22 protein-coding genes are annotated in these 26,176 nt (G+C 70.1%); 16 read left to right on the forward strand and 6 right to left on the reverse strand.

Going from position 1 to position 26,176, the window contains the following annotated elements; all coding sequences use genetic code 11:
- Positions 1–6: 6 nt before the first annotated feature.
- Positions 7–870 carry a transglutaminase-like domain-containing protein gene (locus tag FFT10_RS08745; RefSeq protein ID WP_137732409.1) on the reverse strand — a complete coding sequence of 288 codons (864 nt, stop codon included), beginning with the start codon at positions 868–870 and terminating at the stop codon, positions 7–9.
- Positions 871–1,035: 165 nt separating this feature from the next.
- Here FFT10_RS08745 and FFT10_RS08750 point away from each other — a divergent pair, with 165 nt between their 5' ends.
- The 7 genes from FFT10_RS08750 to FFT10_RS08780 all read left to right on the forward strand — a co-directional run bounded on the left by FFT10_RS08750 (position 1,036) and on the right by FFT10_RS08780 (position 11,140).
- Complete coding sequence (locus FFT10_RS08750) at positions 1,036–2,493, forward strand: M81 family metallopeptidase (protein ID WP_137732410.1); 1,458 nt, start codon at positions 1,036–1,038, stop codon at positions 2,491–2,493.
- 152 nt (positions 2,494–2,645) lie between these two features.
- Complete coding sequence (locus FFT10_RS08755) at positions 2,646–4,232, forward strand: ABC transporter substrate-binding protein (RefSeq protein WP_137732411.1); 1,587 nt, start codon at positions 2,646–2,648, stop codon at positions 4,230–4,232.
- A gap of 59 nt (positions 4,233–4,291) precedes the next feature.
- Positions 4,292–5,233, forward strand: a complete 942-nt coding sequence (locus FFT10_RS08760; protein ID WP_137732412.1) for an ABC transporter permease — start codon at positions 4,292–4,294, stop codon at positions 5,231–5,233.
- 118 nt (positions 5,234–5,351) lie between these two features.
- Entirely contained in the window at positions 5,352–6,167 is an 816-nt protein-coding gene (locus tag FFT10_RS08765) for an ABC transporter permease (protein WP_444544324.1), read from the forward strand.
- Complete coding sequence (locus FFT10_RS08770) at positions 6,164–7,804, forward strand: ABC transporter ATP-binding protein (protein ID WP_137732414.1); 1,641 nt, start codon at positions 6,164–6,166, stop codon at positions 7,802–7,804. Before FFT10_RS08765 ends, FFT10_RS08770 begins: the two co-directional genes overlap by 4 nt.
- Positions 7,805–7,884: 80 nt before the next feature.
- Positions 7,885–9,576 (forward strand): sensor domain-containing diguanylate cyclase, encoded by a 1,692-nt coding sequence (locus FFT10_RS08775; protein WP_137732415.1) that lies wholly within the window; start codon positions 7,885–7,887, stop codon positions 9,574–9,576.
- A gap of 64 nt (positions 9,577–9,640) precedes the next feature.
- Positions 9,641–11,140: a M81 family metallopeptidase gene (locus tag FFT10_RS08780; RefSeq protein ID WP_137732416.1), complete on the forward strand. Its 1,500-nt coding sequence runs from the start codon at positions 9,641–9,643 to the stop codon at positions 11,138–11,140.
- A gap of 9 nt (positions 11,141–11,149) precedes the next feature.
- Here the strand turns inward: FFT10_RS08780 and FFT10_RS08785 are convergent, their stop codons facing one another.
- Genes FFT10_RS08785 through FFT10_RS08795 form a run of 3 tightly spaced genes read right to left on the reverse strand, consistent with a single transcriptional unit; the run spans position 11,150 to position 14,632 of the window.
- Positions 11,150–11,815, reverse strand: coding sequence for a YciI family protein (locus FFT10_RS08785; RefSeq protein WP_137732417.1), 666 nt, complete (start codon positions 11,813–11,815; stop codon positions 11,150–11,152).
- Between the two features lie 32 nt (positions 11,816–11,847).
- Complete coding sequence (locus FFT10_RS08790; protein WP_137732418.1) at positions 11,848–13,116, reverse strand: MFS transporter; 1,269 nt, start codon at positions 13,114–13,116, stop codon at positions 11,848–11,850.
- Positions 13,117–13,174: 58 nt separating this feature from the next.
- Positions 13,175–14,632 (reverse strand): cytochrome P450, encoded by a 1,458-nt coding sequence (locus FFT10_RS08795; protein WP_137732419.1) that lies wholly within the window; start codon positions 14,630–14,632, stop codon positions 13,175–13,177.
- A gap of 124 nt (positions 14,633–14,756) precedes the next feature.
- On the opposite strand from FFT10_RS08795, the gene FFT10_RS08800 reads away from it, so the two are divergent.
- Positions 14,757–15,680, forward strand: a complete 924-nt coding sequence (locus FFT10_RS08800; RefSeq protein ID WP_137732420.1) for a DMT family transporter — start codon at positions 14,757–14,759, stop codon at positions 15,678–15,680.
- Between the two features lie 10 nt (positions 15,681–15,690).
- On the forward strand, positions 15,691–16,164 hold the full coding sequence (locus FFT10_RS08805; protein WP_137732421.1) for a tellurite resistance TerB family protein: 474 nt from the start codon (positions 15,691–15,693) through the stop codon (positions 16,162–16,164).
- Positions 16,165–16,235: 71 nt separating this feature from the next.
- Here the strand turns inward: FFT10_RS08805 and FFT10_RS08810 are convergent, their stop codons facing one another.
- Positions 16,236–17,480, reverse strand: a complete 1,245-nt coding sequence (locus tag FFT10_RS08810; protein WP_228027013.1) for a Bcr/CflA family efflux MFS transporter — start codon at positions 17,478–17,480, stop codon at positions 16,236–16,238.
- 371 nt (positions 17,481–17,851) lie between these two features.
- Between FFT10_RS08810 and FFT10_RS08815 the strand changes: the two genes are divergently transcribed.
- Positions 17,852–19,465, forward strand: a complete 1,614-nt coding sequence (locus tag FFT10_RS08815) for an alpha/beta fold hydrolase (RefSeq protein ID WP_162520724.1) — start codon at positions 17,852–17,854, stop codon at positions 19,463–19,465.
- Between the two features lie 175 nt (positions 19,466–19,640).
- Here FFT10_RS08815 and FFT10_RS08820 read toward each other — a convergent pair whose 3' ends face one another.
- Entirely contained in the window at positions 19,641–20,540 is a 900-nt protein-coding gene (locus FFT10_RS08820; RefSeq protein ID WP_137732423.1) for a LysR substrate-binding domain-containing protein, read from the reverse strand.
- A gap of 127 nt (positions 20,541–20,667) precedes the next feature.
- Here FFT10_RS08820 and FFT10_RS08825 point away from each other — a divergent pair, with 127 nt between their 5' ends.
- From FFT10_RS08825 to FFT10_RS08850, 6 genes are read left to right on the forward strand one after another with little or no spacing between them, the layout of a single operon-like run.
- Positions 20,668–21,417, forward strand: coding sequence for an SDR family NAD(P)-dependent oxidoreductase (locus tag FFT10_RS08825; protein WP_137732424.1), 750 nt, complete (start codon positions 20,668–20,670; stop codon positions 21,415–21,417).
- 45 nt (positions 21,418–21,462) lie between these two features.
- Positions 21,463–22,452: a TRAP transporter substrate-binding protein gene (locus FFT10_RS08830; RefSeq protein ID WP_137732425.1), complete on the forward strand. Its 990-nt coding sequence runs from the start codon at positions 21,463–21,465 to the stop codon at positions 22,450–22,452.
- A gap of 32 nt (positions 22,453–22,484) precedes the next feature.
- Complete coding sequence (locus tag FFT10_RS08835) at positions 22,485–23,018, forward strand: TRAP transporter small permease (protein WP_228027014.1); 534 nt, start codon at positions 22,485–22,487, stop codon at positions 23,016–23,018.
- A 25-nt stretch (positions 23,019–23,043) separates the two neighbouring features.
- Positions 23,044–24,303, forward strand: a complete 1,260-nt coding sequence (locus tag FFT10_RS08840) for a TRAP transporter large permease (RefSeq protein ID WP_137732426.1) — start codon at positions 23,044–23,046, stop codon at positions 24,301–24,303.
- A gap of 20 nt (positions 24,304–24,323) precedes the next feature.
- Positions 24,324–25,169: a transketolase gene (locus FFT10_RS08845; protein WP_137732427.1), complete on the forward strand. Its 846-nt coding sequence runs from the start codon at positions 24,324–24,326 to the stop codon at positions 25,167–25,169.
- Entirely contained in the window at positions 25,166–26,176 is a 1,011-nt protein-coding gene (locus FFT10_RS08850; RefSeq protein ID WP_137732428.1) for a transketolase family protein, read from the forward strand. The genes FFT10_RS08845 and FFT10_RS08850 overlap by 4 nt, the downstream gene beginning before the upstream one ends.

A 26,176-nucleotide genomic window follows, 5' to 3' on the forward strand; every position in this document is an offset into this window, starting at 1 on the left:
CTCGGCTCAGCCGTCGGTCGACAAGGCCTCGGCGCAATGCCAGGGCATCTCCAGCCGGCCATCATCGCCCGCCAGGACCTCGATGGTGATGCGCGGCGCCGACGACTGCACCGGCCCGAAGATGGTGGCGAAGGCCACGTCCGCTGCATCCCGCCCGGTGCCGAAGCGCACGAAGCCCATCGGGATGGCGGTGCCCGAGGGGTCGAAGATGTACCAGCGGCCGTCCAGGTAGGCCTCCACGTAGGCATGGAAGTCGGTCGGGCCCAGGGCCGGGTCGGCGCCGTAGTCGATGCCGGTGGCAAAGCGCGCCGGGATGTTCACCGCCCGGCACAGCGCGATCATCAGGTGGGCGAAGTCGCGGCAGACGCCCACGCCGTCAACCAGCGTGTCCATCGCCGAGGTGTTGGCATTGCTGGTGTTGGGCGTGAAGGCGGTGCGCTGCAGCACCCAGTCGCGGATGCCCTGCACCCGGCCGTGGCCCTGCCACTGCTGGCCGAACTCCCGCGTGGCCAGGCGGGTCAGGCGGTCGCTCTGGCAGTAGCGGCTGGGGTAGATGTAGCCCAGCACCGGCGTGGGCAGCTGGGCCACCGGCGTTTCGGCAATGGCCGCCGGCCAGGCCTTGTGGTGCACCAGGTCGACGGTGGCGCTGTAGCCCACCCGCAGCGGCCCGGCATGGGCGCTCAGCCGCAGGTAGCGGTTGCCGGTCGCCGGGTCGGTGTCCACGCGCGAAGGGACATCCTGGCTCAGCGTCAGCTGCTCCTGCAGCACCACCTGGCGGGCGGTGTGCGCGGCATGGATGTTGAAGATGAAGTCGCAGCCCGGCGGGGCGACGAGGTAATCCAGTTCCAGTTGCAGGCGCAGCCGGATCATGGGCGCAGCTTCGTCGGGTGCTGCAACGGTCTGAGGGTTTTCATGGGGGTCCTGGATTTACTCGACCGTAACACCGTTCCTGCGCGGGCCGGTGTGCACCAGCATTGACCTTGCGACCGGGCCTGGGCTAGCGTGGGGCTCCGTACTCTGCCGATGCCGACTTCCATGCGCGTGTTCACTGCCAGCCTGGCCACCGAGACCAACACCTTTGCGCCCATGCCCACCGGGCTGGCGTCGTTCCGCGACGAGGGTGGCTACTTTCCCGGCGGCGCCCATCCGGCCGCGATGAGCATGTTCGCCGGCCCGCTGCACGCCGCCCGCCAGCGGGCGCAGACGCTGGGCTGGACGGTGGTCGAGGGCCTGGTGGCCGCGGCCCAGCCCGGCGGCACCACCACCCGCCTGGCCTACGAGACGCTTCGCGACCAGATCCTGGCCGACCTGCGTGCCGCCTTGCCGGTGCAGATGGTGCTGCTGGGCCTGCACGGCGCGATGGTGGCCGACGGCTACCCCGACTGCGAGGGCGACCTGCTCACCCGGGTGCGGCAGATCGTCGGCCCCGGCGTGGTGGTCGGCGCCGAGCTGGACCCGCACCACCACCTCAGCCGCGCCATGCTGGCCCAGGCCGACCTGCTGATCGCCTTCAAGCAGTACCCGCACACCGACATCCTGGAGCGGGCGCAGGAACTGGTCGACCTGTGCGCCGCCCAGGTGGCCCATGGCCGGCGGCCGGTGCCCTCGGTGGTCGACACCGGCATGGCCGTGATGGTGCACACCACCCGCGAGCCGGCGCAGGGCTTCGTTCAGCGGCTGCAGGCGCTGGAGGGCCGCGACGGCGTGCTGTCGATCAGCCTGACCCACGGCTTTCCCTGGGGCGACGTGCCCGACATGGGCACCCAGGTGCTGGTCTACACCGACGGCCGGCCCGATGTCGGCGATGCCCTGGCCCGCCAGCTGGCCGATGAGCTGGTGGCCCTGCGCGACGACCTGGAGACACCTTGGCTGGGCATCGATGCCGCGCTGGACGCGGCGCTGGCTGCGCCGCCCGGCCTGGTGGTCATCGCCGACAGCGCCGACAACCCCGGCGGCGGTGCGGCCGGCGACAGCACCTTCGTGCTGCGCCGCCTGGTCGAGCGCGGCATCCGCAGAGCGGCGCTGGGCCCGCTGTGGGATCCGCAGGCGGTGCGCATCGCCTTCGAGGCCGGCATCGGCGCGCGGCTGCCGCTGCGCCTGGGCGGCAAGGTCGGGCCGCTGTCCGGTGCACCGCTGGATGCCGATTGCACCGTGCTGGCGCTGCAGCGCGACATGGCGATGTCGGCGCTGGCCGGCACGACCCAGCCGCTGGGCGACTGCGCGCTGGTGCGGATCGGCGGTGATGACGGCGTGCAGGTCGTGCTGATCAGCCGCCGCAGCCAGGCCATGGGCACCGACCTGTTCACCCAGCTGGGCTGCGACCTGGCCGCGCAGCGCATCGTGGTGGTGAAGTCGTCGCAGCACTTCCGCGCGGCCTATGCGCCGCTGGCGGTGCAGGTGCTGTACTGCGCCGCACCGGGCACGGTGTCGGCCGATCTGCGCCAGCTGCCCTACCGGCACATCCGCCGGCCGCGCTGGCCGATCGATGCCTGAGCCGGGGCCCTGGACCGCGGCGGGCTGGCGCAGGACTTGCTGTCCAGTTTGAGAAAACCCCGAGCGATCGGGCTGCCGGAATCGGTTAGCGTTGCGGCGCCGATCCGGGCAGCCTGCCCGGTTTGCCCGACTTCTTCCGGAGCCTGACTCACATGAACTTGAACCGTCGCCTGGCCGCTGCTGCCGCACTGTCCGTGCTGTCGTTGTCCACCGCGCTGCCGGCCCTGGCCCAGGGCACCGTGCTGCGTGTCGTGCCGCACTCCAACCTGGCCATCCTCGACCCGATCTGGACCACCGCCTACATGAGCCGCAACCACGGCTACATGATCTACGACACCCTGTTCGGCACCGACGAGAACGCCAAGGTCAAGCCGCAGATGGTCGAGAGCTGGACCGAGAGCCCCGACAAGCGGCTGTGGACCTTCAAGCTGCGCAAGGGCCTGGAATTCCACGACGGCAAGCCGGTGACCGGCGAGGACGTGATCGCCTCGCTCACCCGCTGGGGCAAGCGGGATGCCATGGGCTCGGCGCTGTTCCAGTTCATCCAGCGCATGGATTCGCCCACGCCCGACACCTTCCGCATCTTCCTGGGCGAGGCCAACGGCTTCATGCTGGAGGCGCTGGGCAAGCCCAGCTCCAACGTGCCCTTCATCATGCCCAAGCGCATCGCCGAGACCGATGCCTTCAAGCAGATCGAGGAGCACATCGGCTCGGGCCCCTACATCTTCAAGCGCGACGAGTTCAAGCCCGGCGACAAGGCCGTCTACCTGAAGAACCCGAAGTACGTGCCGCGCAGCGAGCCGCCGTCGGGCACCACCGGCGGCAAGAACGTCTACGTCGACCGGGTGGAATGGAACCTGGCGCTGCGTGATGCGCAGGCCCAGGTCAATGCGTTGCAGAAGGGCGAGGTCGACATCATCGAGGCGCTGGGCTTCGACCACTTCGAGACCGCCAAGGCCGACGCCAACATCCAGATGCCGAAGTACGCCACCTACGGCCTGCAGTACATGGCGCGCTTCAACCACCTGCACAAGCCCTTCGACAATGCCAAGGTGCGCCAGGCCGCCATTGCCGCGATGACGCAGGAGCCCTTCCTGCGCGCCCAGGTCGGCGTGAAGGAGCTGTACAAGAGCTGCTACTCGATGTTCATCTGCGGCACGCCCTACGGCACCACCGCCGGCAGCGACATCCAGGGCAAGAGCAACATGAAGAAGGCGCAGGACCTGCTCAAGGCCAGCGGCTACGACGGCACGCCCATCGTCATCATGAAGCCCACCGATCTGGCCAGCATCCAGAAGCTGCCCGACGTGGCCGCCCAGCTGCTGCGCCAGGCCGGCTTCAAGGTCGACCTGCAGGCCATGGACTGGCAGACCCTGGTTGGCCGCCGCGCCAAGAAGGACGCACCGGACAAGGGCGGCTGGCACATGTTCCTGACCGCCTGGCAGACCTTCGACGTCTGGAGCCCGATCGCCAACCCGACGATGGACACCCGCGGCGAGAAGTCGGGCTGGTTCGGCTGGGCCTCGGACGACAAGATGGTCACCATCCGCAACGAGTTCATGCGCGCCACCGACGATGGCCAGAAGAAGAAGCTGGCCGACCAGCTGCACGCCCGTGCCTACGAGGTGGCCACCCATGCGCCGCTGGGCGAGTACATGCAGCCGATGGCCGCGCGCAAGAACATCAGCGGCTTCTTCGTCACCAACGGCAACATCTACTGGAACCTGAAGAAGCAGTGAGGCCTGCCGCGCACCGGGGCCGCCGCTGAGGCGGCCCCGGGCCAGCTGCCACCAACCCGATGCTGAACTTCCTTGTCAAGCGGCTGCTGTCCACGCTGCCCGTCCTGCTGATCGTCTCCGTGCTGGTGTTCCTGATGCTCCGGCTCACGCCCGGGGACCCGGCCGCCGTGCTGGCAGGCGACGCCGCCAGCACCGAACAGATCGCCCAGATCCGCACCAGCCTGGGGCTGGACCGCTCCATCCCCGAGCAGTTCTTCATCTGGGCCGGCCACCTGCTGCAGGGCGACCTCGGCCAGAGCTACTACTACAAGACCGCCGTCACCACGCTGATCGGCCAGCGGCTGGAGCCCACCGTCTCGCTGGCGGCGATCACCATCACCCTGGCCGTGCTGATCGCCGTGCCGCTGGGCGTGCTGGCGGCCTGGCGCTTCGGCGGCTGGCTGGACAAGGGGCTGATGGCCTTCTCGGTGCTGGGCTTCTCGGTGCCGGTGTTCGTCAGCGCCTACCTGCTGATCTGGCTGGTCTCGCTGCACCTGGGCTGGCTGCCGGTGCAGGGCTACAAGCGCATCGGCGACGGCATCGGGCCCTGGCTGTACCACCTGGTGCTGCCGGCCATCACGCTGAGCCTGGTCTACATCGCGCTGATCGCCCGGGTCACCCGCGCCAGCGTGCTGGAGACGCTGGGCGAGGACTACATCCGCACCGCCCGCGCCAAGGGCCTGCCCGAGGTGGCGGTGCTGATGCGCCATGCGCTGGCCAACGCCGCGGTGCCGATCGCCACCGTCATCGGCATCGGCGTCGCGCTGCTGATCGGCGGCGTGGTGGTCACCGAATCGGTCTACGCCATTCCCGGCCTCGGCCGGTTGACGGTGGACGCGGTGCTGGCGCGCGACTTCCCCACCATCCAGGGCGTGATCCTGTTGTTCTCCTTCATCTACGTGATGGTCAATCTGCTGGTCGACCTGTCGTACGTCTTCTTCGATCCCCGCATCCGCTACTGACATGGCCGCCACTCCAGACTTCGAGGCGCTGTCGGTCGAGAGCGCGACGGTCCATGTGCAGCTCAGTGCCTGGCAACGGGTGCGGCGCAACCTGTCGGTGCGCATCGGCGGCACGGTGATGCTGCTGCTGGTGCTGGTGGCGCTGTTTGCGCCCTGGCTGGGCACGGTGGACCCGTCGCTGTTCGACCCCGCCAGCCGCGACCTGCTGCCCGGCAAGACCGGCGAGATCACCACGCTGGAAGGCGAGCAGCTGAAGCACCGCTTCCTGATGGGCAGCGACAGCTTCGGCCGCGACATCTACAGCCGGGTGATCTACGGCACCCAGGTGTCGCTGATCGTCGGTCTGTTCACCGCCCTGGTGGCGCTGGCCTTCGGCATCGTGCTGGGCCTGCTGGCCGGCTTCCTGCGCTGGCTGGACGGCCCGCTGATGCGGGTGATGGACGGCGTGATGGCCATCCCCGCGATCCTGATCGCCATTGCCCTGGTGGCCATGTGGCGCGGCAGCCTGACGACGGTGGTGATCGCCATCGCCATCCCCGAGATCCCGCGGGTGGTGCGGCTGGTGCGCTCGCTGGTGCTGACCATCCGTGAAGAGCCCTATGTGGAGGCCGCCATCTCGCTGGGCACGCCCACTTGGAAGATCATGGGCCGGCACATCCTGCCCAACACCGTGGCGCCGCTGGTGGTGCAGGGCACCTTCATCTGCGCCGCCGGCATCCTGACCGAGGCGGCGCTGTCGTTCCTGGGCGTGGGCCTGCCGCCGGACATCCCGACCTGGGGCAATGTGATGGCCGAAGGCCGGGCACAGTTCAACGAGTACCCGCACAACATCTTCTTCCCGGGCATCTTCTTGGCGGTGACGGTGCTGGCGGTCAACATCCTGGGCGATGGGTTGCGCGACACGCTCGACCCGAAGATGGCGAAACGCGGATGAGCAGCGCCGGCCCCATCCTCGAGGTCAAGAACCTCACCATCGCGCTGCCCGCGGGCGGCGACCGTGCCACCGCGGTGCGCAATGTCTCCTTCAGCGTCGGCCGCGGCGAGATCGTCTGCCTGGTCGGTGAATCCGGCTCGGGCAAGAGCGTCATCGCGCAGAGCGTGATGGGCCTGCTGCCCAAGAGCCTGCCGGTGCAGGGCGGGCAGATCCTGCTCGAAGGCGAGGACATCACCCATGCGCCGCTGAGCCGCCTGCGGGAACTGCGCGCCACCCGCATGAGCATGATCTTCCAGGAGCCGATGACGGCCCTGAACCCGGTCATGACCTGCGGCGACCAGATCGACGAGGTGCTCAGCCAGCACACCAGCCTGTCGCAGGCCGAGCGGCGCGAGAAGGTGCTGAACATCGTGCGCGAGGTGCTGCTGCCCGACCCCGAGCGCATGGTGGCCAGCTACCCGCACCAGCTGTCGGGCGGCCAGCGCCAGCGCATCATGATCGCGATGGCCCTGGTGCTCGACCCGGTGCTGCTGATCGCCGACGAGCCCACCACCGCGCTCGACGTCACCACCCAGGCGCAGATCCTGAAGCTGGTGCTGGACCTGCAGCACCGCCACGGCGCCGGCGTGCTGTTCATCACCCATGACTTCGGCGTGGTGGCCGAGGTGGCCCACCGCGTGGCGGTGCTGCGCCTGGGCGACCTGGTCGAGATCGGCCCCAAGGCCGATGTGCTGCAGCGGCCGCAGCACGACTACACCCGCATGCTGATGGCCGCCGTGCCCACGCTGCACCTGAAGGAGCGCCCCAGCGACCCCGCCGCACCGGTGGTGCTGAAGGTGCAGGGACTGGAAAAGGTCTACAGCAGCAAGGGCTGGTTCGGTGCCGCGCGCAACGTGCATGCGGCCAAGGCGGTCAGCTTCGAGATCAAGCGTGGCCAGACGCTGGGCATCGTCGGTGAATCCGGCTCGGGCAAATCCACCGTGGCGCGCTGCATCGTGCGGCTGATCGACCCCAGCGGCGGCAGCGTGATGCTGGGCGGCGACCGCCCCGGCGAACAGGCCGAGGACATCGCGATGATGTCGGCCGCCCGCCTGCGGCCGCTGCGCCAGCGGGTGCAGATCGTCTTCCAGGATCCGTACCGCTCGCTGAACCCGCGCCGCACCGTGGCCGAGGCCATGATCGAGGGCCCGATGAACTACGGCCTGGGCCGCACGGCCGCCATGCAGCGTGCCCGCGACCTGCTGTCCCTGGTGCGCATGGACGGCAGCGCGATGGACCGCTATCCGCACCAGTTCAGCGGCGGCCAGCGCCAGCGCATCTGCATCGCCCGCGCCCTGATGATGGAGCCCGAACTGCTGGTGGCCGACGAGGCGGTCAGCGCGCTGGATGTGTCGGTGCAGGCCCAGGTGCTGCAGCTGTTCGAGGAGATCCGCAGCCGTCTGAACCTGGCCATGCTGTTCATCACCCATGATCTTCGGGTGGCCAGCCAGGTCTGCGACCACCTGGCGGTGATGAGCAAGGGCGAGGTGGTGGAGTACGGCCCGGCGCACCAGGTCTTCGGCCGGCCACAGCATGCCTACACCCAGGCGCTGTTCGCGGCCGCACCGGGCCGCGACTTCGCCTTCGGCACCGCCTGACGGGGCACGCCGAAGCCGACCGTCGCCATGGTGGGGCAGCATGCAAACACACTGCGGACCGGCCGTGGCCGCTGCTGAGCGTGGCTGACAGCCCGGCCGGCGGTTTCGGGCCCCTGGCCGATCCGCAGGCCGATGCGGCCATGGTGCGGGCGTCGTTCGAGTCGGCGCCCGACGGCGTGCTGGTGCTGTCGCGCGATGGCCGCATCCTGGCCTACAACCGGGCCTACCGCAACCTGCTGAACTTCAGCGATGCGATGCTGGCCCGGCGCGACGCGATGGAGTGGCGCCGCCACACCGCCGGCATGCTGCAGGACCCGCAGGCCTACCTGGACGGCATGGAAGCCCTGCTGGCCACCGACCAGAGCCGGGTGTTCGACACCCTGGTGCTCCGCGACGGCCGGGTGTTCGAGCGCCAGGTCTCGCCGCTGGAGGTGCCGGACGCCGTGCCGGCCCTGGTGGTGCGCTGGCGCGACATCACCGAGCGCTACCGCGCCGAGCAGGCGCTGGCGCAATCGCAGGCGCGGCTGACGGCAATCTTCCAGCATGCGTTGAATGCCATCCTGCTGGCTGGCGACGATGGCCGCTACATCGACGCCAACCCCGCCGCCTGCACACTGCTGGGCTACAGCCATGCGCAGCTGGTGGGCCGCCAGGTGGCCGAGCTGGTGGTGCCCGAGCGCTCCGACACGCCCACCACCTGGGCCAAGTTCCGTCAGAGCGGCAGCGCCCGCGGCCGGGTGCGCCTGCGCCGTCAGGACGGCAGCGAGGTCGATGCGCTCTACAACGCCGTGGCCAATGTGCTGCCGGGTGTGCACCTGTCGGTGCTGTCGGACGTGACCGAAGAGCTGCGCTACCAGCAGCGGCAGCAGGAGCTGACCGCGCTGATGGACCTGGCGATGATGGACGCCGACCTGGTGTTCTGGGACGCCGACCTGCGCACCGGCCGCATGAGCTCGGTCAACGGCCACTGGCATGCCATGCTGGGCTACGCCCGCGATGACGTGCCCGACACCCTGGATGCCTGGGACGCGCTGGTGCATCCCGATGATGCCACCGCCCGCATCCTGGCCTGGGAGGCCCACCTGCTGGGCAGCACCAGCACCTTCGAGGCCGAATTCCGCATCCGCCACAAGCAGGGCCACTGGGTGTGGATGCAGGCCCGCGGCCGGGTGGTGGAACGCGCACCCGACGGCGAGCCGCTGCGCGTGGCCGGGTTGCGCATGAACATCACCCGCCGCAAGGAGACCGAGGTGCGGCTGGAGGGGCTGGCCCACACCGACGCGCTGACCGGCGTGCTCAACCGCCGCCGCTTCACCGACCTGGCGTCCGACGAGCTGTCACGCGCGCTGCGCCACGGCACGCCGGTGGCGCTGCTGATGATGGATCTGGACCACTTCAAGTCGGTCAACGACCGCCTGGGCCATGCCGGTGGCGATGCGGTGCTGCGCAGCTTTGCCGCCACCGCCGAGGGCGTGATGCGCCAGGGCGACGTGTTCGGCCGTGTCGGCGGCGAGGAGTTCGCGGCGCTGCTGCCGCAGACCACGCTGGACGGTGCGGTGGTGCTGGCCCAGCGCCTGCGCCAGCGCATCCAGGCCCAGCCGGCCCAGGTGGCCGGCGAAGCGCTGCCGTTCACGGTCAGCATCGGCGTGGCGGGATGGGCCGGCCTCGGCCATGGCGAACCCGACATCGACCGCCTGATGGTGGCTGCCGACCGCGCGCTGTACGCGGCCAAGGCCCAGGGCCGCGACCGGGTCGTGGCCGACCGCAGCTGAGCCGCACCAGCCAGACCATCCGGCGGGCGATACTGCCGGCGCCCGTCCACTGACCCGTTCCACCATGCCCCGCATCCTGATCGCCGGTTTCCAGCACGAGACCAACACCTTCGCGCCCAGCCTGGCCGACTGGGCCGCCTTCACCCGTGGTGATTCATTTCCTGCCTTCAGCCAGGGCCGGGCGATGCAGGACGCGATGACCGGTGTCAACATCCCCATCGGCGGCTTCATCGATGCGGCCAAGGCGCATGGCTGGACGCTGCTGCCCTCGTGCTGGGCGGGTGCCATCCCGTCGAGCTTCGTCACCCGCGAGGCCTTCGAGCGCATCGCCGACACCATCGTGGCCGACGTGCGCGCCGCTGCCGCCGGCGGGCTGGACGGCATCTACCTCGATCTGCACGGCGCCGCCGTGGCCGAGCATGCGGCCGACAGCGAGGGCGAGCTGCTGGGCCGGCTGCGTGCCATCGTCGGCCCCAAGCTGCCCATCGTGGCCAGCCTGGACCTGCATGCCAACGTCACCCACCGCATGCTGCGCGAGGCCGATGCGCTGGTCAGCTACCGCACCTATCCGCATGTGGACATGGCCGACACCGGCGTGCTGGCGGCGCAGCTGCTGGCCCGCCGCCTGAAGGCCGGCCAGCGCGAGCCGCAGCATGCGCGGCGCCTGCCCTTCCTGATCCCGCTGAATGCGCAGAGCACCTGGATGCAGCCCGCCCAGGACCTGTACGCCGCGCTGGCCGAACTGGACAAGCGCCACGGCACGGTGCTGAGCTTCTGCATGGGCTTCCCGGCCAGCGATTTCGACGAATGCGCGCCGATGGTCTGGGGCCATGGTGAACACGCCGAAGCGGCGGTGGAGCAGCTCTACGCCCTGGTGGCCGACCCGGCGCAGTGGCAGCAGCAGATCCTGCCGGCGCGCGAGGCCGTCAGCCAGGCGCTGGCGCTGGCCGACCGGGCCGGCAAGCCGGTGGTCATCGCCGACACCCAGGACAACCCCGGCGCCGGCGGCGACAGCAACACCACCGGCCTGCTGCACGCGCTGATCGCCCAGGGCGCAGGCAGGCGCTTCCCGGGCCAGGTGGCGCTGGGCATGGTGTTCGACGCTGCCGCCGGCCGTGCCGCGCTGGAGGCCGGTGTGGGCGCCGAGCTGGACCTGGCGCTGGGCACCGCGGTGCCCACCTTCGCCGGTGGCCTGAGCGATCCGCCGGTGCGCGGCCGCTTCAAGGTGCGCGCGGTCAGCGACGGCCGGGTGACGCTGAAGGGCCCGATGATGCGTGGCGTCACCGTCAACCTGGGGCCGAGTGCCTGCCTGGAGATCGACGGCATCCTGGTGGCCGTGGTCAGCGGCAAGAAGCAGCTGCTCGACCGCGAGCTGCTGCGCATGGTGGGCATCACCGCCGAGGCCATGCGCATCATCGTGGTCAAGAGCAGCAACCACTTCCGCGCCGACTTCACGCCCGTCGCCAGCAGCGTGCTGGTGGCCAAGGCCGCCGGGCCGATGGCCGCCGATCCGGGTGACCTGCCGTGGAAGCACCTGGGCGCGGGCATCCGCACGCGGCCCTGAGATGGTTTCTCAGCGCGGGCCGACCACGCCCGGCGCGATCCACTGCCGCAGCACCTCCACCCGGACAGCTGGGCCGGCGTCGGCGTAGGGCGCCAGCGCCGACTGCAGCGCGGCAGAGTCGGTGCCGCGGGCCAGCAGCACCTCGGCCACCGGGCCGTCGGCCAGTGTGTACCAGGCGCCCAGCCGGCCGGCATCGACCAGCCCGCGCAGCAGCGCGCTGCGGCGGTCGGCCGACGGATCGGGTCCGGCAGGCCGGCCGATCAGCACGATGCGCACCTCCTCGATGCGGCTGGCGTCGATGCCCTCGGTGTGCAGCGGCCGGTGGGCCACGGCGCGGCGGGCATTCAGCGTCATGTGGCCCTCGCGCACATAGGTGTCGGGTTCGAAGTAGCCGGTCAGCATGGCCAGGCTGTCGGCCCGCACCACCACGATGCCGCGCCGCGGGCCGCCGGGGTCGGACAGCGGCCCGGCCGCCAGCAGCCGGCCCTGCGCGAACAGGCGCTTGAAGTTGTCGATGTGGCCGGTCTGCATCGCGGCCACCGCGGCCTTGTCGGGCGGGGTGGGGCGGCCGGCCTCCAGCAGGATGAACCAGAGGTCGGACGGCGCCGCGGCGGGTGGCGTGGCACAGGCCGCCAGCAGCGACAGCGGCGCCAGGCAGAGGGTGCGGCGTTGCATGGTCTTCAGCATCCGCCCGGCTGACGGCGGCGTCAAGCGGCGTGGGCGGGCAGCGCGGCCAGCGTGCGCACCGGCGAGGCGATGATCACCAACGCCTGCAGCCCGAAGCCGGCCAGCGCCAGCAGCAGGCAGGCGCCGGCGCCCCACTGCGCCCCCACCGCCGCGCCCAGGGCCGCGCCAAGCGGTCGCGCGCCCATGTTCACCGTCAGGAAGATCGCCGACACCCGGCCCAGCAGCGCAGGCGGCGTGACGGTCTGGCGCAGCGTGGTGCTGCTGATGGTCCACAGGATCGGCCCGGCGCCGAACAGGAAGAAACTGGCGCCCGCCAGCGCACCGGCGGGCCACAGCAGGCTGGCCGCCATGGTGGCCATGGCCAGCACCGAGCACAGCGGCCCCAACACCACCACCGTGCCGAAGGGCAGGGCGCCCAGGATGCGTGGCGCCGCCAGCGCGCCCAGCACCATGCCCACACCGTAGGCGGCCAGGGTGAAACCGACGGCTTGGGCATCCAGCCCCAGGCTGCGCATGGCGTAGGGCACATAGGCCGCCTGCAGCACGAACCACGACAGGTTCCAGGCCACGGCGGTCAGCAAGATGGGCCGCAGCAGCCGGTGTTGCCAGGCCTGGGCGGCGCCTTCCTTCAGCTCGAGCCAGGGGTGGCGCGCCGGGGCAGGTGTGCGCGCCGGCTCGGGCAGGCGCACCAGCAGCGCCACGGCCGCCAGCGACAACCCGGTGGCCAGCGCAAAGGCCAGGCCGCCGCCCGCCCAGCCCACCAGCGCACCGGCCAGCGCCGGGCCGCCGGCATAGGCGATGCTGCGCGCCAGTTCCAGCCGGCTGTTAGCCACGCCAAGCGCACCCCGCGGCACCAGGGCCGGCACCAGGGCGGGCGCCGCCACGCTGAAGCCCACCGTGCCGGCTGCGCCGATGAAGCCCAGCAAGCCCAGCAGCAGCAGCGACAACTGCCCCGTGGTCGTGCCCAGCAGCAGGGCGGCCAGCGACAACGCCCGCAGCGATTCGGCCACCACCATCAGCCGCCGGCGCGACTGGCGGTCGGCCAGCAGGCCCAGCGGAATGGCCAGCAGCAGGAAGGGCAGGCTCTGAACCGTGTGCAGCAGGCCGATCTGGCCCGGCCCGGCGCCCAGCGCCAGCACCGCCACCATCGGCACGGCCGCCAGGCTCACCTGCTCGGCGGACTGTGCAGCCAAATTGGCGCCTGCCAGGCGCTGGAAGGCTGGAGGCAGCGGGGTGGCCAGGCGGGATGGATCGGTGGTTGTCGGCTGGACAGGCAGAGGGGCAGTCATGCACCGATGCTGACCGCGCCACGCCGCGCGGTCTGGCCGTTTCCGGACCTGTGCAGCCTCAGGCGCTGGCCGGGTCGCGCGCCTGCAGCCGCATGCGCAACCCCACCGGCGTCATCGTGAAGTTCAGCTGTTCCACCGGCGGCTGGCCGTCGTCGGTGGCCACGCCGGCGATGTCGAAGTGTTGCAGCAGCACCGCCATCGCCATCTTCATCTCCAGCAGCGCCAGGTAGCGGCCAGGGCAGATGCGCGGGCCGGCGCCAAAGGGCATGGAGATGCGCTTGGCCGCACTGGCGGCCTGGCCCGGGTTGCCCTCGGCGAGCCAGCGCTGCGGCTGGAACTGCGCCGCCTGCGGCACATGGGCATCACTGACCGAGTCCACCCGCATCAGGCCGAAGACGATCATGCCGGTGGTGATCTGCACGCCGCCGACCACGCAGTCGCGCAGCGCCTGCTGCGGCATCAGCGGGGCCACCGGCTTCAGGCGCATGGTCTCGTGGCAGCAGGCTTCCACGTAGTCGAGCTGCTCCACCATCTCCAGCGTGGGCAGGGCGCTGCGGCCGCAGACCCGGCGCACCTCCTCGGTGGCCAGGGCCAGGGTCAGCGGATGCTCCCACAGCAGGTGGATCATCCAGGCGATGGTGTTGGCGGTGGTGTCCTCGCCGGCCAGCAGCATGGTCAGCACATTGCCGGCCACCTGGCTGTCGTCGATGCCGCTGCCGGGTTCATCGGCGGCGGTGAGCATGGCCTCCAGCAGGTTCTGCGGCTGGGTGCGGCGGTCGGGCTCGGCGGCCAGGCGGTCGCGGGCCTGGGTGATGAAGCCGTCCACGGCGGCCTTCACCGCCACCAGGCTGCGCTGCAGGTCGCGGTCGGCCTGCGACGGGAACCAGCGCCAGGTGGGCAGCGGCGCGAACACCCGGCGGGTGATCGCCGGGAAGATCTGGTCCAGGTGCTGCTGGATCACGTCGTCGTCGCTCTGCAGCGTGTTCACCGATGCGCCGAAGGCCAGGCCGGCGATGGTGTCCACGGTGTAGCGCATCAGGTCGGCCTGCAGGTCGATGGCCGACTGGCCGGCAGCGGCCTGCTGCCAGCGCGCCACCAGCCGCTGGGCCACGCCCTGCAGCGACGGGAAGTAGCGCCGCACATGGCCGGGGTCGAAGCCGTGCATCACCATCCGGCGCTGCGCCCGCCAAGTGTCGCCGGTGGCGTTGAACACGCCCACCGGCAGGCCCATCTCCTCCACGATCTCGCGCAGCCGGCTGGTGCGGCGGAAGCCGTCGGGCCGGTCGCGCAGCGTGGCCTGCACCAGCGTGTGGTCGCCGAACACCACCGCCCGGCGCGGGCCCAGCTGCATCCGGAACACCGGGCCGTACTGCCGGCACCACTGCTCCATCTGCAGGTGCAGGCGCTGCGGCTGGATCTGCAGCAGGTTGCCCACCACCGGCAGGCCGCGCGGGCCGGGCAGGTCGTCGAAGCGGCGCACGGCAGGCGCGGTGGCGGTGGCGGTGTCCGGTGACATGGGGGCGGGTCTCCGTCGGGCTGGTGGATGGCTGGCCGGCTGTCGCCTGCGGCACGCAGGGGGCGCCGCCGGCGTGCCAGCATGGTGCCATGCCGCACCGCGATCCCATGGCCTCGCTTCCCCCATGCTGCGCCCGGCGCTGATCCCGCCGGTGCTGGCCGTCGCCTGGGGCCTGAACTGGCCGGCGGTCAAGACCATGCTGACGGTGATCCCGCCGTTCTCCGCCCGGGCGCTGGGCCTGGGGCTGGGCGTGCTGCTGCTGCTGGGCCTGGCGCTGCTGCGGCGCACCGCGCTGTGGCCGCAGCGGCGTGCCTGGCCGGCCATCTGGGTGGGCGGGCTGCTGACGGTGGCGGTGTTCAACATCTGCACGGCGTTTGCGCAGCTGACCACCAGCACCTCGCGGGCGGCGGTGCTCACCTTCACCATGCCGCTGATGTCGGCCTGCCTGGCCTGGTGGCTGCTGGGCGACCGGCCCGACCGCCGCAGCCAGGTGGCGCTGGGCCTGGGCGGGCTGGGCGTGGCGATGCTGGCGGTACCGGTGGGGCAGGCGCTGGCTGCCGCGGCCAGCGCGTCCGGTGCCGGGACGCCCGCACCGGGTACCGCGCTGTGGGGTCTGTTGCTGCCGCTGGCCGCCGCGCTGGCCTGGGCGCTGGGCACGGTGGCCACCAAGCGCTGGCCGCCGCCGGGCGACCGCATCGTCATCACCGCCTGGCAGCTGGGCATCGGCGCGCTGGTGGCCACGGTGGCGGCACTGGCCGCCGGCGAGCACCTGCCCACGGTGTGGCCGCTGCGGGTGCTGGTGGCGCTGGCCTGGCATGTGCTGATCGCCACCGCAGTGGCCTATGTGTTGTGGTATCGGCTGCTGGAATCGGCCACCGCCACGGTGTCGTCACTCACCACCCTGGCGGTGCCCGTGGTGGGCGTGCTGGGCGCGATGGCCCTGGTGGGCGACCGGCCGTCGGCCACCGACTGGCTGGGCTTCCTGCTGGTGCTGGGCGGCGCGGCGCTGGCGCTGCTGCGGGTCAGCAAGCCGGCACCGGCCGTGTGATCATGGCCGCATGCTGAAGACCCTGAAAGACCTGTTCGACAGCCTGCTGGCGCCGGCCGGCGGCACGCCGGAGGCGGCCGAGCACACCCTGCAACTGGCCACTGCAGTGCTGCTGGTGGAGGTGATGCGGGCCGATGCCAGCTTCCACACGGCAGAGCGCCAGGCCGTGCTGGCAGCACTGCGCCGGGTGTTCGCGCTCGACGACGACGAAGCGGCCCGCCTGACCGAGCTTGCCACCACCACCGCGCAGCAGGCGACCGATCTGTTCGGCTTCACCTCGAAGCTGAACGACCGCCTGGACATGGCGCAGAAGCTGCACATGGTCGAGCTGATGTGGCAGGTGGCCTATGCCGACGGCCACCTGGCCGACCATGAGCGCCACGTGCTGTGGCGGGTGGCCGATCTGCTGCATGTGCCGCAGGGGGCGTACGTGAATGCCCGGTTGCGGGCGCAGCAGGCGGTGGGCGCGCAGGGCCAGGCTTAGGCGCGACAGCGAGGTGCGGGGCGGTGCCCGTGCATCCGGCGCAGGACGCCCGCTGGGCCAGTCAGCGGTGCCTACGCGTCGCGTGACGCACCGTGCAGGCCACCCGCCGTCTCCTCCTCGGCTGGGCGCGGCGCAGCCCCGTGCGCTGCGGCGCGCTCCAGGCGCAGGGCCACCAGCGCCGCCGCCAGCGACAGCAGCACGCAGCCTGTGAGCAGCGTGAGCAAGGCGACGGGCGTGGGCGACACCTCCACCACCAAGGCGGTGAACGTGCTGAGCACCGCCCCCCATGCCATCACCAGCGCGCCGCCCAGTCCCGCGGCCGTGCCGGCCAAGGCCGGGCGAACCGACAAGGTCCCGGCGTTGGCGCTGGGCAGCGTCAGGCCGTTGCCCAGGCCGATGAAGAGTGTGAAGCCGAACAGCGCCAGCGGGTGCGCGGCACCGGCCGCAAACACGCCGAGGCCCAGCGCCATGCCCAGCACGGCCACCACCCGGCCCGCCACCAGCGGCACGCCCACACCCAGCCGGCGCGCCTGCCGCGCGCTGATGGCAGCGCCCACGAGAAAGCCGCCGGTGATCGACCCCACGCCGAGGCCCACCTCGGCGGGCGACAGACCCCAGGCCGCCTTGCCGACATAGGGCACGCCGGTGACGAACACGTAGAAGGCCCCCACCGAGAAGGCCGTGCACAGGACGTAGGCCCAGTAGCGGCTGGAGCGCAGCAAGGCCGCCCAGTCCGCCAGCCGCGGCGCGGGCAGCCCCGGGGCACGCGTCTCGCCCATGTCGGCCCAGGCCAGCAGCAGCAGCGCGCCGCCAAGCAGGGCATACAGCGCGAACACCGCGCGCCAGCCAAGGCTCACGTCCAGAACGCCACCGAGCATGGGCCCCAGCATCGGCGCCACGGCCATCGCCGAGGCGATCAGGCTCAGCTTGGTGGCCGACTCGACGGCGGAGTGCTGGTCGCGGATGGCCGCGCTGGACACGACAACGCCGGCGACGATCACGGCCTGCAGCACCCGGCAGGCCAGCAGCACGGCCACGTTGGGCGCCAGCATGCACCCCAGCGACGCGCCGATGAACAGCAGCAGGGCGCCCAGCATCACTGGCCGGCGGCCGAAGTGGTCGGAGACGGGCCCCAGACCCAACTGGAACAGCGCCGACGCCAGCATGTAGCCGGACACCGCCAGCGCCGTCACCGATTCGCGTGCGGCCAAGTCGCGCGCCATGGAGGGCAGCGACGGCAGGACCATGTTCAGGGTCAGTGCTGACAGCGCGGTGAGCAGCGTCAGCGTGATCAGGCGTGGAGGCGAGCGGGTCAAGCGCAGCATTGTGCTGGAGAGCGCCGAGGCGTGTGGCGTGCACGGACCCAGCCGACCGATGCGCGACAGACGCTGGCCAACCGCGCTTGTTCCGGCGACGCTGCGGCCCAGGCCACGGCGGTTGGCCGCGACCGGGGGTTGACGGATGTCGGCGCGGACCCCCGTGCACGCGCACGGCTGCCGCCACGCCCGGCACACAACGCATGCGTGCTGCCGCCGTCACGGACAGACCATGCGAGCATGACGACTTCGCCGACCATGCACCCGTCGCCTGGCACATCCGCTGCCGTGACCCCGCCGCTGTGGTGCATCCGCCGGCCGGCCTCGGAAACTGCCCCCCTGGCGTTCAACACCATCCGGAGATTCCAACCATGACGGCACCTGCACGTCCAGCGCCCGGCCTGGGCCGCAACATCCGCGCGGCGAACCTGGCACGTGCGCTGTTGCATCGCCGCTTGCTGCTGGGCATCACGGTCGGGGCTGTCATGGCCGGCAGCCCGGCCGCCCAGGCCGCGGCCTCCGCCCGCGCCAAGTTCGGCGCGGCATGGCAAACCGTCGACTGCAAGACCTTCGACGTGCCTGCCGCCGTGGCGGCCCAGTCGGATTGCGGGTATGTCACGGCGCCGGAACAGCACGCGGCGCCCAAGGGACGCACGATTCAGCTGGCCGTGGTGCGCATCCGCAGCACCAGCAAGCGCGCTGCTGCCGATCCCCTGTTTGTCGAACAGGGTGGCCCGGGGGACTCCACCATCGGGGTGATCGTCGATTCGGCAGTGCCGAACCTGCCCGAACTGCAAGCCGTTCTGAAACGCCGTGACCTGGTCTTCGTCGAGGAACGGGGCACGCGGTATTCCAAGCCTTTCCTGTCCTGCCCGGAGTACGACGCCAGGAACATCGCCGTTGCCAAGGGCGAGATGGCCTACACCGACCCCAGCTGGTTCAAGACCTGCCAGGAGCGCTTCAAGGCGCAGGGCATCAACCTCAACGCCTTCAACACCCGCGAGAACGCAGCGGATGTCTATTTCGTCGCCGAGACGCTGGGCATCCGGTCATTCAACTACTACGGTGTGTCCTACGGCACGCTGCTGGGGCAATACGTCATCGCCCAGGCGGACAAGCACAAGGCGAAACTCCGCAGCGTGATCCTCGATGGCGTCGTCCGGCCGGACATCGACTTCAATCTGGCGGCGGGGCACACCCTGAGCCATGCCCTGCGCAACCTGTTTCACGCCTGCGCCCAGGATCAACGTTGTGGCCAGGCCTATCCCAACCTTGAGCAGAAGTTTCTGGCCATCGTCGATCAGCTCAACCAGAAGCCGGTTGCCTTGACCCTGACCACGCCGTTGGGCAAGCAGGCGGTCGTGAGCCAAGTTGACGGCAATGCCTTTGCCACGGCCTTGCTGCCTCTGCTGGCCCGGCCCTATTCCGGCAACACCGCCCGCGGCACGTCCATCCCCAGGTACATCCAGGCCGCAAGCCAGGGGAACTTCGGCTGGGTTGCAGACAGCCTGTCCGCGGACCTGGAAAGCAGTGACGGCAGCGCGAAGGGGATGTACCACAGCGTGCTCTGCGCCCGGGCCAGATCGGTGCAGGCGACGCCCACCCAGGTCTTGCCGCCAGCCTTTCCGCAACTCATTCCTTGGGGCCTCCGCGAAGGCGAAGCGGTGATGAAGGTCTGCGACGTTCTCCAAGCCGACTTGACGCCACCGTTTGTCCTGGAAAATCGCGAGATCCCGACGCTGGTGCTGAACGGCGCCTACGACCCGGTGACGCCCCAGCCCTACGGGGAGGCCGTGGCCAGGAACCTGAAGCATGCCCATGTCTACACCTTCCCCGGCCTGGGTCACGGGTCGTTCTTTCCGCCGCCGGGCATGCCGGCGACGGACTGCGTGATCCAGATCGCCACTGACTTTCTTGCCAACCCCAGGCAAGCGCCCAATGGCAGTTGCCTCACGCAAATCAAGCCGCTCTTCGTGGTGGAGTGAGTCATGCATCCATGGGCGGCATGCATCGGCGTCTGAATCGTTTCCCGGTCAGACGGACAAGTAGCGGAGCGGCTCCGCCACCGCCGCCACGGTCGGTGTCAGGCCGGAGGGGAGCGGGTCACCCCTCAGCGCACCCGAATGCCCATTCAGGAAGTCTGTAGCAAGCCCAGAGGCGTCAGCCAACACCCTGCATGGTGCGGGAGGCTTCTTTGTGGATCCAGGCCAGAAAGGCCTCGACGGGCGGACGCTTGGCGTGGCGGGCCGGGTAAACCGCGAAGTGGGCTTTCACGCGCAGACTCTTGTCAAAGCCGAAGAGCGGGCGCAGCCGGCCCTCGCTCAAGTGTCGCTCTGCCAGCGTGGCGCTCTCCAGCGCCACGCCCAGGCCGAGCACAGCGGCCTCCAGCGCCATCTGCGCACGGTCGAAGCGCAGCGTGAAGCGCTCCGGCGGGCGTTTGTCCGAAAACGCGCGGAACCAGTCGATCCACTGCACCACGCTCACATTGCTCTGGATCAGCGGCGCGTCCAGCAACTGCTCGATGCGCTTGAGCCGGTGCGCACGGATGAATGCTGGGCTGGCCAGCGGCAGGATGCGCTCCTCGAACAGCGGTTCGACCACCAGATCGGGCCAGTTCGGCACACCGTAGCGGATGTCCAGGTCGGCCTGCCCGAGCGCGAAATCGCTGTGGATGTGCGCCGCCGAGAGGTTCATCGAGATGCCCGGGTTGGCCTGCGCGAAGGCCGGCAGCCGCGACATCAACCACAGCGTGGCGAAACTCGGCGAGGCGTGCACGTACAGGCTGTTGGCCACGCCGTGCCGCACGTCGTCGGTGGCGGCGCCGATGGCCGTGAGCGCCCCGGCCACGCGTGACAGGTACTGCTCGCCGGCGGTGCTGAGGCGCACGCCATGCGCGCTGCGCTCCAGCAAGCGGACGCCGAGCTGGGCCTCCAACCGCGCCACCTGGTGGCTGATGGCCGATGCGGTGACATGCAGTTCGGCGGCAGCCAGCGCAAAGCTGCGGCGGCGCGCCACGGCCTCAAAGGCCTGCAGGCTGGCGATGGGGGGCAACAGGGACATGGGGGCAACCCGGTTGTTGGATGACAGATTGTCACCTTGGGCTGAAAACTCGTCGCTTGCTGTCAGGCAAGCGTTTGCCGAAGATGCCGGCACCTTCCCAACACCCCACGCTCAGGAGACCTCCAACATGCTGCTCAAGGACAAGATCGCGGTCATCACAGGCGGTGCCGGCCCCAACGGCCTGGGCTTCGCCACCGCACGGCAGATGGCCGAGCACGGCGCCCGGGTCGTCATCCTCGACCTGGCGCGCGCCGAACCCGCAGCCGCCGCCGCCCGGCTGGGCGACCACCACATGGGCGTGGTCGCCGACGTCACCGACAAGACCTCGTGTGACGCCGCCGCAGCGCAGGTGCTCCAGGCGCTGGGCCGCATCGACATCCTCGTCAACAACGCTGGCATCACGCAGCCGCGCAAGACGCTGGACATCACCGGCGCCGACTACGACGCCGTGCTCGACGTGAGCCTGCGCGGCACGCTGTACATGTCGCAGGCGGTGCTGCCGGCCATGCGCCAGCAGAAGTCGGGCGCCATCGTCTGCATCTCGTCGGTCAGCGCACAGCGCGGCGGCGGCATCCTGGGCGGCCCGCACTACTCGGCGGCCAAGGCCGGCGTGCTGGGCCTGGCCCGCGCGATGGCGCGTGAGTACGGCATCGACAACGTGCGCGTCAACAGCGTCACCCCGGGCCTGATCGCCACCGACATCAACAAGGGTCTGATCCCCGAGGACCGCATGAAGGGCATCCTCGAAGGCATCCCGCTCAACCGCATCGGCAAGCCCAACGACGTGGCCGGCTGCGTGGTCTTCCTGGCCAGCGACCTGGCCAAGTACCTCACCGGCGTGACGCTCGACGTCAACGGCGGGATGCTCATCCACTGATCCCGCGCGCTGCCCTTCCCACACAACACAAGGAGACAAGACACCATGCAACGCCACACTTTCGTCCGCACCCTGGTTGCCACTGCTGCCTGCGCACTGCTGCCGTTGGCTGCCCAGGCGCAGGCCACCAAGCTCACGCTCGGCCATGGCGCCGCGCCCGGCAACCCGCGCCACGAGGCGGCCGTCCGTTTCGCGGACGTGCTGAAGTCCAAGACTGGCGGCCGCATCGAGGTGCAGGTGGCGCCCTCGGCGCAGCTGGGCGATGACGCGGCCATGGTCACCGCGCTGCGCACCGGCGCGCTGGACATGAGCGCCAACTCGCAGGGCGCGCTGGCCAACGCGGTGCCCGAGTACGCGGCCTTCGGCATGCCCTTCCTCTTCACCAGCCTGCCGCAAGTGTGGAAGGTGCTGGACGGCCCGCTGGGCAAGGAGCTGGCCGACCGCACCGCCGAGAAGGGCATGGTTGTGCTGGGCTACTGGGACAACGGCATCCGCCACATGAGCAACAGCAAGAAGCCGCTGCTCAAGCCCGAGGACCTGAAGGGCATGAAGATGCGCACGCCGCCCGACGCCGTGACCGTGGACATCATGCAGTCGCTGGGCGCCGAGGCGCAGCAGATCAAGTTTGCCGAGCTGTATGTGGCGCTGCAGCAGGGCGTGGTCGACGGGCAGGAGAACCCGTTGATGAACATCCACGCCAGCAAGCTGTATGAGGTGCAGAAGTTCATCTCGCTGACCGGCCACAAGTACGAGATGACGCCGTTCCTGATGAGCAAGCGCAGCTGGGACCGCCTGAGCGATGCCGACCACAAGGCCGTGATGGAAGCGGCTGCCGAGGCCACCGCGCTGCAGCGCAAGCTGTCGCAGGAGTCCGACGACAAGCTCATCGCCGACCTCAAGGCCAAGGGCGTGCGCGTGGACACGGTCGACAAGGCCGCGTTCGAAAAAGGCACCTCGGCAGTGGACGACAAGTGGATGGCCGGCCCGATCGGCCCGTACGTGAAGAAGGTCATCGCCGCCGCGCGCGCGAAGTGATCCGGCCCACCGCCCACTGACAGGAGAACACCATGCAGGCTGCACAGCCGGGATGGATGGAGCGGGCCATCGGCGGCCTGTGCCGCGGCGTGCTGTGGCTGTCCACCGTGATTATCTTCGTGATCCTGGTGGGCAACACGGTGCTGCGCTATGCGAGCGGGTCCAGCCTGCAATGGGCCAACGAGGTGCCGGAGCTGCTGTTCCCGTGGCTGGTGATGTCGGGCGTGGTACTGGCCGCACAGCAGGGCGCGCACATCGCCACCACCTTCCTGATGGATGCGGTGCCCGCCCGCGTGGGCCGCATCGTGGCCACCGGCAGCTGGATGGTGGTGGCGGCGTTGTACGGCACGCTGGCCGTGGCCACGCTGCGCATGCTGGAACTGGTGCACGACGAGAAATCGCCCATCCTGGGTGTGCCCGGCTCCATCACCTACGCCTGCGTGATGGTGGGCATGGCGCTGCTGGCCCTGCTGGCCCTGCAGTCGGCCGCCCGGGCCTGGCGCGTGCATCCGACGGCTCCGGCCGCGGCCGATGCTGCGCCGCGCGTGCCGGTGGCGCACTGGTGATGGCCCGCCTCTTCAAGGAGTCGCCATGAGCGCATTGATCCTCGCCGTCTTTATGCTGGCCGCCGTGGCGGCCATGCCCATCGCCCACGCGCTGCTGGTGGCCGCGATGGCCGCCGCCGCCACCTCCGACCGCGTGCCGCTGGATCTGCTGGTGCAGCAGATGGTGTCGCAGGTGCAGAGCTTTCCGCTCATCGCCATTCCATTTTTCATGCTCACCGGCACGCTGATGATGGGCGGCAAGCTGGGCGAGGCGCTGGTGGGCGTGCTGTCGGCGCTGATCGGCCGCTTCCACGGCGGCCCGGCGCAGGTCGGCGTGCTGTCGTCCACGCTCTTCGGTGGCGTGTCGGGCTCGGCGGTGGCCGACGCCTCGGCCATCGGCTCGTTGCTGATCCCCTGGCACAAGCGGCTGGGCTACCCGCCGGCGTTCTCGGCCGCCACGCTGGCCTCGGCGGCCACGATCGACATCCTGATCCCGCCGTCGATCCCGATGATCCTGTTCGCGCTGAGTTCCAACGCATCCATCGCCGCGCTGTTCGTGGCTGGCGTGCTGCCGGGCCTGCTGATGTGCGGCGGCTTCATGGCGGCGTGCTGGTGGGTGGGCAAGCGGCGCAACCTGCCGCGTGACCTCACGCCGTTCAACGGACCGGCGTTCCGCCGCCACCTGCTGTACGCCTCACCGGCGGTGGTGCTGCCGGTGCTGATCATCATCTTCCTGCGCTTCGGCATCGCCACGCCGACCGAGGTGGCCGTGCTGTCCACGTTGTACGCCGGCCTCGTGTCGGCCGTGGTCTACCGCGATCTGGGCTGGAAGCGCCTGAACGACGCCATCGTGCATGCCGGCCTGGCCACGGGCGTGGTGCTGCTGGTGATCATGGCATCCAGCGCCATCGGCTGGCTGCTGACTTTCGACCAGATGCCGCAGGGCATCGCCCACTGGGTGCAGGAGAACGTGCATGTGAAGTGGATGGTGATCCTGCTGATGAATCTGCTGATGCTGTTCCTGGGCATGTTCATCGACCTGCCGGCAGCCATCCTGCTGCTCACCCCGGTGTTCGTGCCGCTGGCCCAGGGCATCGGCATGGACATGACGCAGCTCGGAATCATGATGGTCGTCAACCTGGCCATCGGCCTGTACACGCCGCCGGTGGGCACCACGCTGTTCATCACCAGCGCGCTGGCCAAGGTGAAGGTGGGGCAGACAGTGCGCGAACTGGGGCCGTTCTATCTGGTCGCCTTCGGCGTGCTGGCCCTGGTGTCGTACGTGCCGGCCAGCATCCTCAAGTAATCCCCCTCAAGGAATCCCGCATGAACCAACCGTTGCTGTCCCTGACGCAGGCCGCCTGGCGCATCCGCCGCTATGCGCTGCGTATGGGCGAGGTGCAAGGCCAGGGCTACATCGGCCAGGCCCTGGGCTGGGCCGATGTGCTGGCCGTGGCCTATGGCCATGCGCTGAAGCTGCGCCCGGCCGACCCCGAATGGGAGGGCCGTGACCGCTTCCTGCTGTCGCACGGCCATTACGCCATCGCCCACTACGCGGCACTGATCGAGGCCGGCGTGATCCCCGAGAGCGAGCTCGACAGCTATGGCAGCGACGACAGCCGTCTGCCGATGTCGGGCATGGCCACCTACACGCCGGGCATGGAGATGTCCGGCGGCTCCCTCGGCCAGGGCCTGGTGATTGGCGTGGGCATGGCGCTGGCGTTGCGTCTGAAGGGCAACCCGGCCTTTGTCTACAACTCCATGTCCGATGGCGAGCTCGACGAAGGCTCCACCTGGGAGGCTGCCATGGGCGCCGCGCACCACGGCCTGGGCAACCTGATCTGCCTGGTGGACATCAACAACCAGCAGGCCGACGGTCCCTCGGGCAAGGTGATGGGCTTCGAGCCGCTGCACGACAAGTGGGCGGCCTTCGGCTGGCATGTGCAGCGTGTGGACGGCAACGACCTGCCCGCCGTGTTGGCGGCCTTCGACACCGCTCGTGCCCTGACCGAGGCGAAGCCGCGCGTGATCCTGTGCGACACGCTGATGGGCAAGGGCGTGCCCTTCCTGGAGCAGCGCGAGAAGAACCACTTCATCCGTGTCGACCCGCCTGAATGGCAGCAGGCGCTGGCCATCCTGGACCAGAACCAGCCCCAAGGAGCCCTGGCATGAGCAGCACTACCGCCGAGAAGAAGCCGCGCCTGACCACGTCGGCGATGATCGCGTCCATCGCCTCCGAAGGACAGAAGGTCCAGGCCGCGCCATTCGGCAAGGCGTTGGTGGAATACGCCGCCAGCCACCCCGAGGTGGTGGGCCTGACCGCCGACCTGGCCAAGTACACCGACCTGCACCTGTTTGCACAGGCCTACCCGGAGCGCTTCTTCCAAATGGGCATGGCCGAGCAACTGCTGATGGGCGCGGCCGGCGGCATGGCCAAGGAAGGGCTGGTGCCCTTCGCCACCACCTACGCGGTGTTCGGCACGCGGCGCGCCTACGATTTCATCCACCAGGTCATTGCCGAGGAGAACCTCAACGTCAAGATCTGCTGTGCGCTGCCGGGGCTGACCACCGGCTACGGCCCCAGCCACCAGGCCACCGAAGACCTGGCCATGATGCGCGGCATCCCGGGCCTGACCATCGTGGACCCTTGCGATGCGCTGGACATCGCGCAGGCCGTGCCGCAGATCGCCGCGCACAAGGGCCCTGTCTACATGCGGCTGCTGCGCGGCCAGGTGCCGATGGTGCTGGACGAGATCGAGGGCTACCGCTTCGAGCTGGGCAAGGCCAAGCTGCTGCGCGACGGCGGCGACGTGCTGGTCATCAGCAGCGGCATCCTGACGATGCGCGCGCTGGAGGTGGCCCAGGACCTGGCCGCCGACAACGTGGGGGTGGCGGTGCTGCACTGCCCCACGATCAAGCCGCTGGACGAGGCGGCCATCCTCGAGGCTGTGCGCTACAAGCACCGACTGGTGGTGGTGGCCGAGAACCACTCGGTCATCGGCGGCCTGGGCGAGGCCGTGGCCAGCACGCTGCTGCGCCACCGGGTGCAGCCGGCGGGTTTCCTGCTGGCGGGGCTGCCGGATGCCTTCCTCGACGCCGGTGCGCTGCCCACGCTGCATGACCGCTACGGCATCAGCCGCAGCGTGCTGGGCGCCCGCATCAAGGCATGGCTGGCCTAG

Origin of the sequence: Pseudaquabacterium pictum (assembly GCF_005403045.1) — a bacterium.
GTDB lineage: Bacteria > Pseudomonadota > Gammaproteobacteria > Burkholderiales > Burkholderiaceae_C > Pseudaquabacterium > Pseudaquabacterium pictum.

Excerpts from the sequence above, each read along its gene's own strand:
- FFT10_RS08745 (WP_137732409.1), bottom strand. The coding sequence starts at position 870 with ATGATCCGGCTGCGCCTGCAACTGGAACTGGATTACCTCGTCGCCCCG.
- FFT10_RS08830 (WP_137732425.1), top strand. The coding sequence starts at position 21,463 with ATGCAACGCCACACTTTCGTCCGCACCCTGGTTGCCACTGCTGCCTGC.
- FFT10_RS08780 (WP_137732416.1), top strand. The coding sequence starts at position 9,641 with ATGCCCCGCATCCTGATCGCCGGTTTCCAGCACGAGACCAACACCTTC.
- FFT10_RS08770 (WP_137732414.1), top strand. The coding sequence starts at position 6,164 with ATGAGCAGCGCCGGCCCCATCCTCGAGGTCAAGAACCTCACCATCGCG.
- FFT10_RS08815 (WP_162520724.1), top strand. The coding sequence starts at position 17,852 with ATGACGGCACCTGCACGTCCAGCGCCCGGCCTGGGCCGCAACATCCGC.
- FFT10_RS08785 (WP_137732417.1), bottom strand. The coding sequence starts at position 11,815 with ATGCAACGCCGCACCCTCTGCCTGGCGCCGCTGTCGCTGCTGGCGGCC.
- FFT10_RS08795 (WP_137732419.1), bottom strand. The coding sequence starts at position 14,632 with ATGTCACCGGACACCGCCACCGCCACCGCGCCTGCCGTGCGCCGCTTC.
- FFT10_RS08755 (WP_137732411.1), top strand. The coding sequence starts at position 2,646 with ATGAACTTGAACCGTCGCCTGGCCGCTGCTGCCGCACTGTCCGTGCTG.
- FFT10_RS08750 (WP_137732410.1), top strand. The coding sequence starts at position 1,036 with ATGCGCGTGTTCACTGCCAGCCTGGCCACCGAGACCAACACCTTTGCG.
- FFT10_RS08840 (WP_137732426.1), top strand. The coding sequence starts at position 23,044 with ATGAGCGCATTGATCCTCGCCGTCTTTATGCTGGCCGCCGTGGCGGCC.
- FFT10_RS08825 (WP_137732424.1), top strand. The coding sequence starts at position 20,668 with ATGCTGCTCAAGGACAAGATCGCGGTCATCACAGGCGGTGCCGGCCCC.
- FFT10_RS08760 (WP_137732412.1), top strand. The coding sequence starts at position 4,292 with ATGCTGAACTTCCTTGTCAAGCGGCTGCTGTCCACGCTGCCCGTCCTG.
- FFT10_RS08765 (WP_444544324.1), top strand. The coding sequence starts at position 5,352 with ATGCTGCTGCTGGTGCTGGTGGCGCTGTTTGCGCCCTGGCTGGGCACG.
- FFT10_RS08835 (WP_228027014.1), top strand. The coding sequence starts at position 22,485 with ATGCAGGCTGCACAGCCGGGATGGATGGAGCGGGCCATCGGCGGCCTG.
- FFT10_RS08805 (WP_137732421.1), top strand. The coding sequence starts at position 15,691 with ATGCTGAAGACCCTGAAAGACCTGTTCGACAGCCTGCTGGCGCCGGCC.
- FFT10_RS08820 (WP_137732423.1), bottom strand. The coding sequence starts at position 20,540 with ATGTCCCTGTTGCCCCCCATCGCCAGCCTGCAGGCCTTTGAGGCCGTG.
- FFT10_RS08790 (WP_137732418.1), bottom strand. The coding sequence starts at position 13,116 with ATGACTGCCCCTCTGCCTGTCCAGCCGACAACCACCGATCCATCCCGC.
- FFT10_RS08850 (WP_137732428.1), top strand. The coding sequence starts at position 25,166 with ATGAGCAGCACTACCGCCGAGAAGAAGCCGCGCCTGACCACGTCGGCG.
- FFT10_RS08800 (WP_137732420.1), top strand. The coding sequence starts at position 14,757 with ATGCTGCGCCCGGCGCTGATCCCGCCGGTGCTGGCCGTCGCCTGGGGC.
- FFT10_RS08845 (WP_137732427.1), top strand. The coding sequence starts at position 24,324 with ATGAACCAACCGTTGCTGTCCCTGACGCAGGCCGCCTGGCGCATCCGC.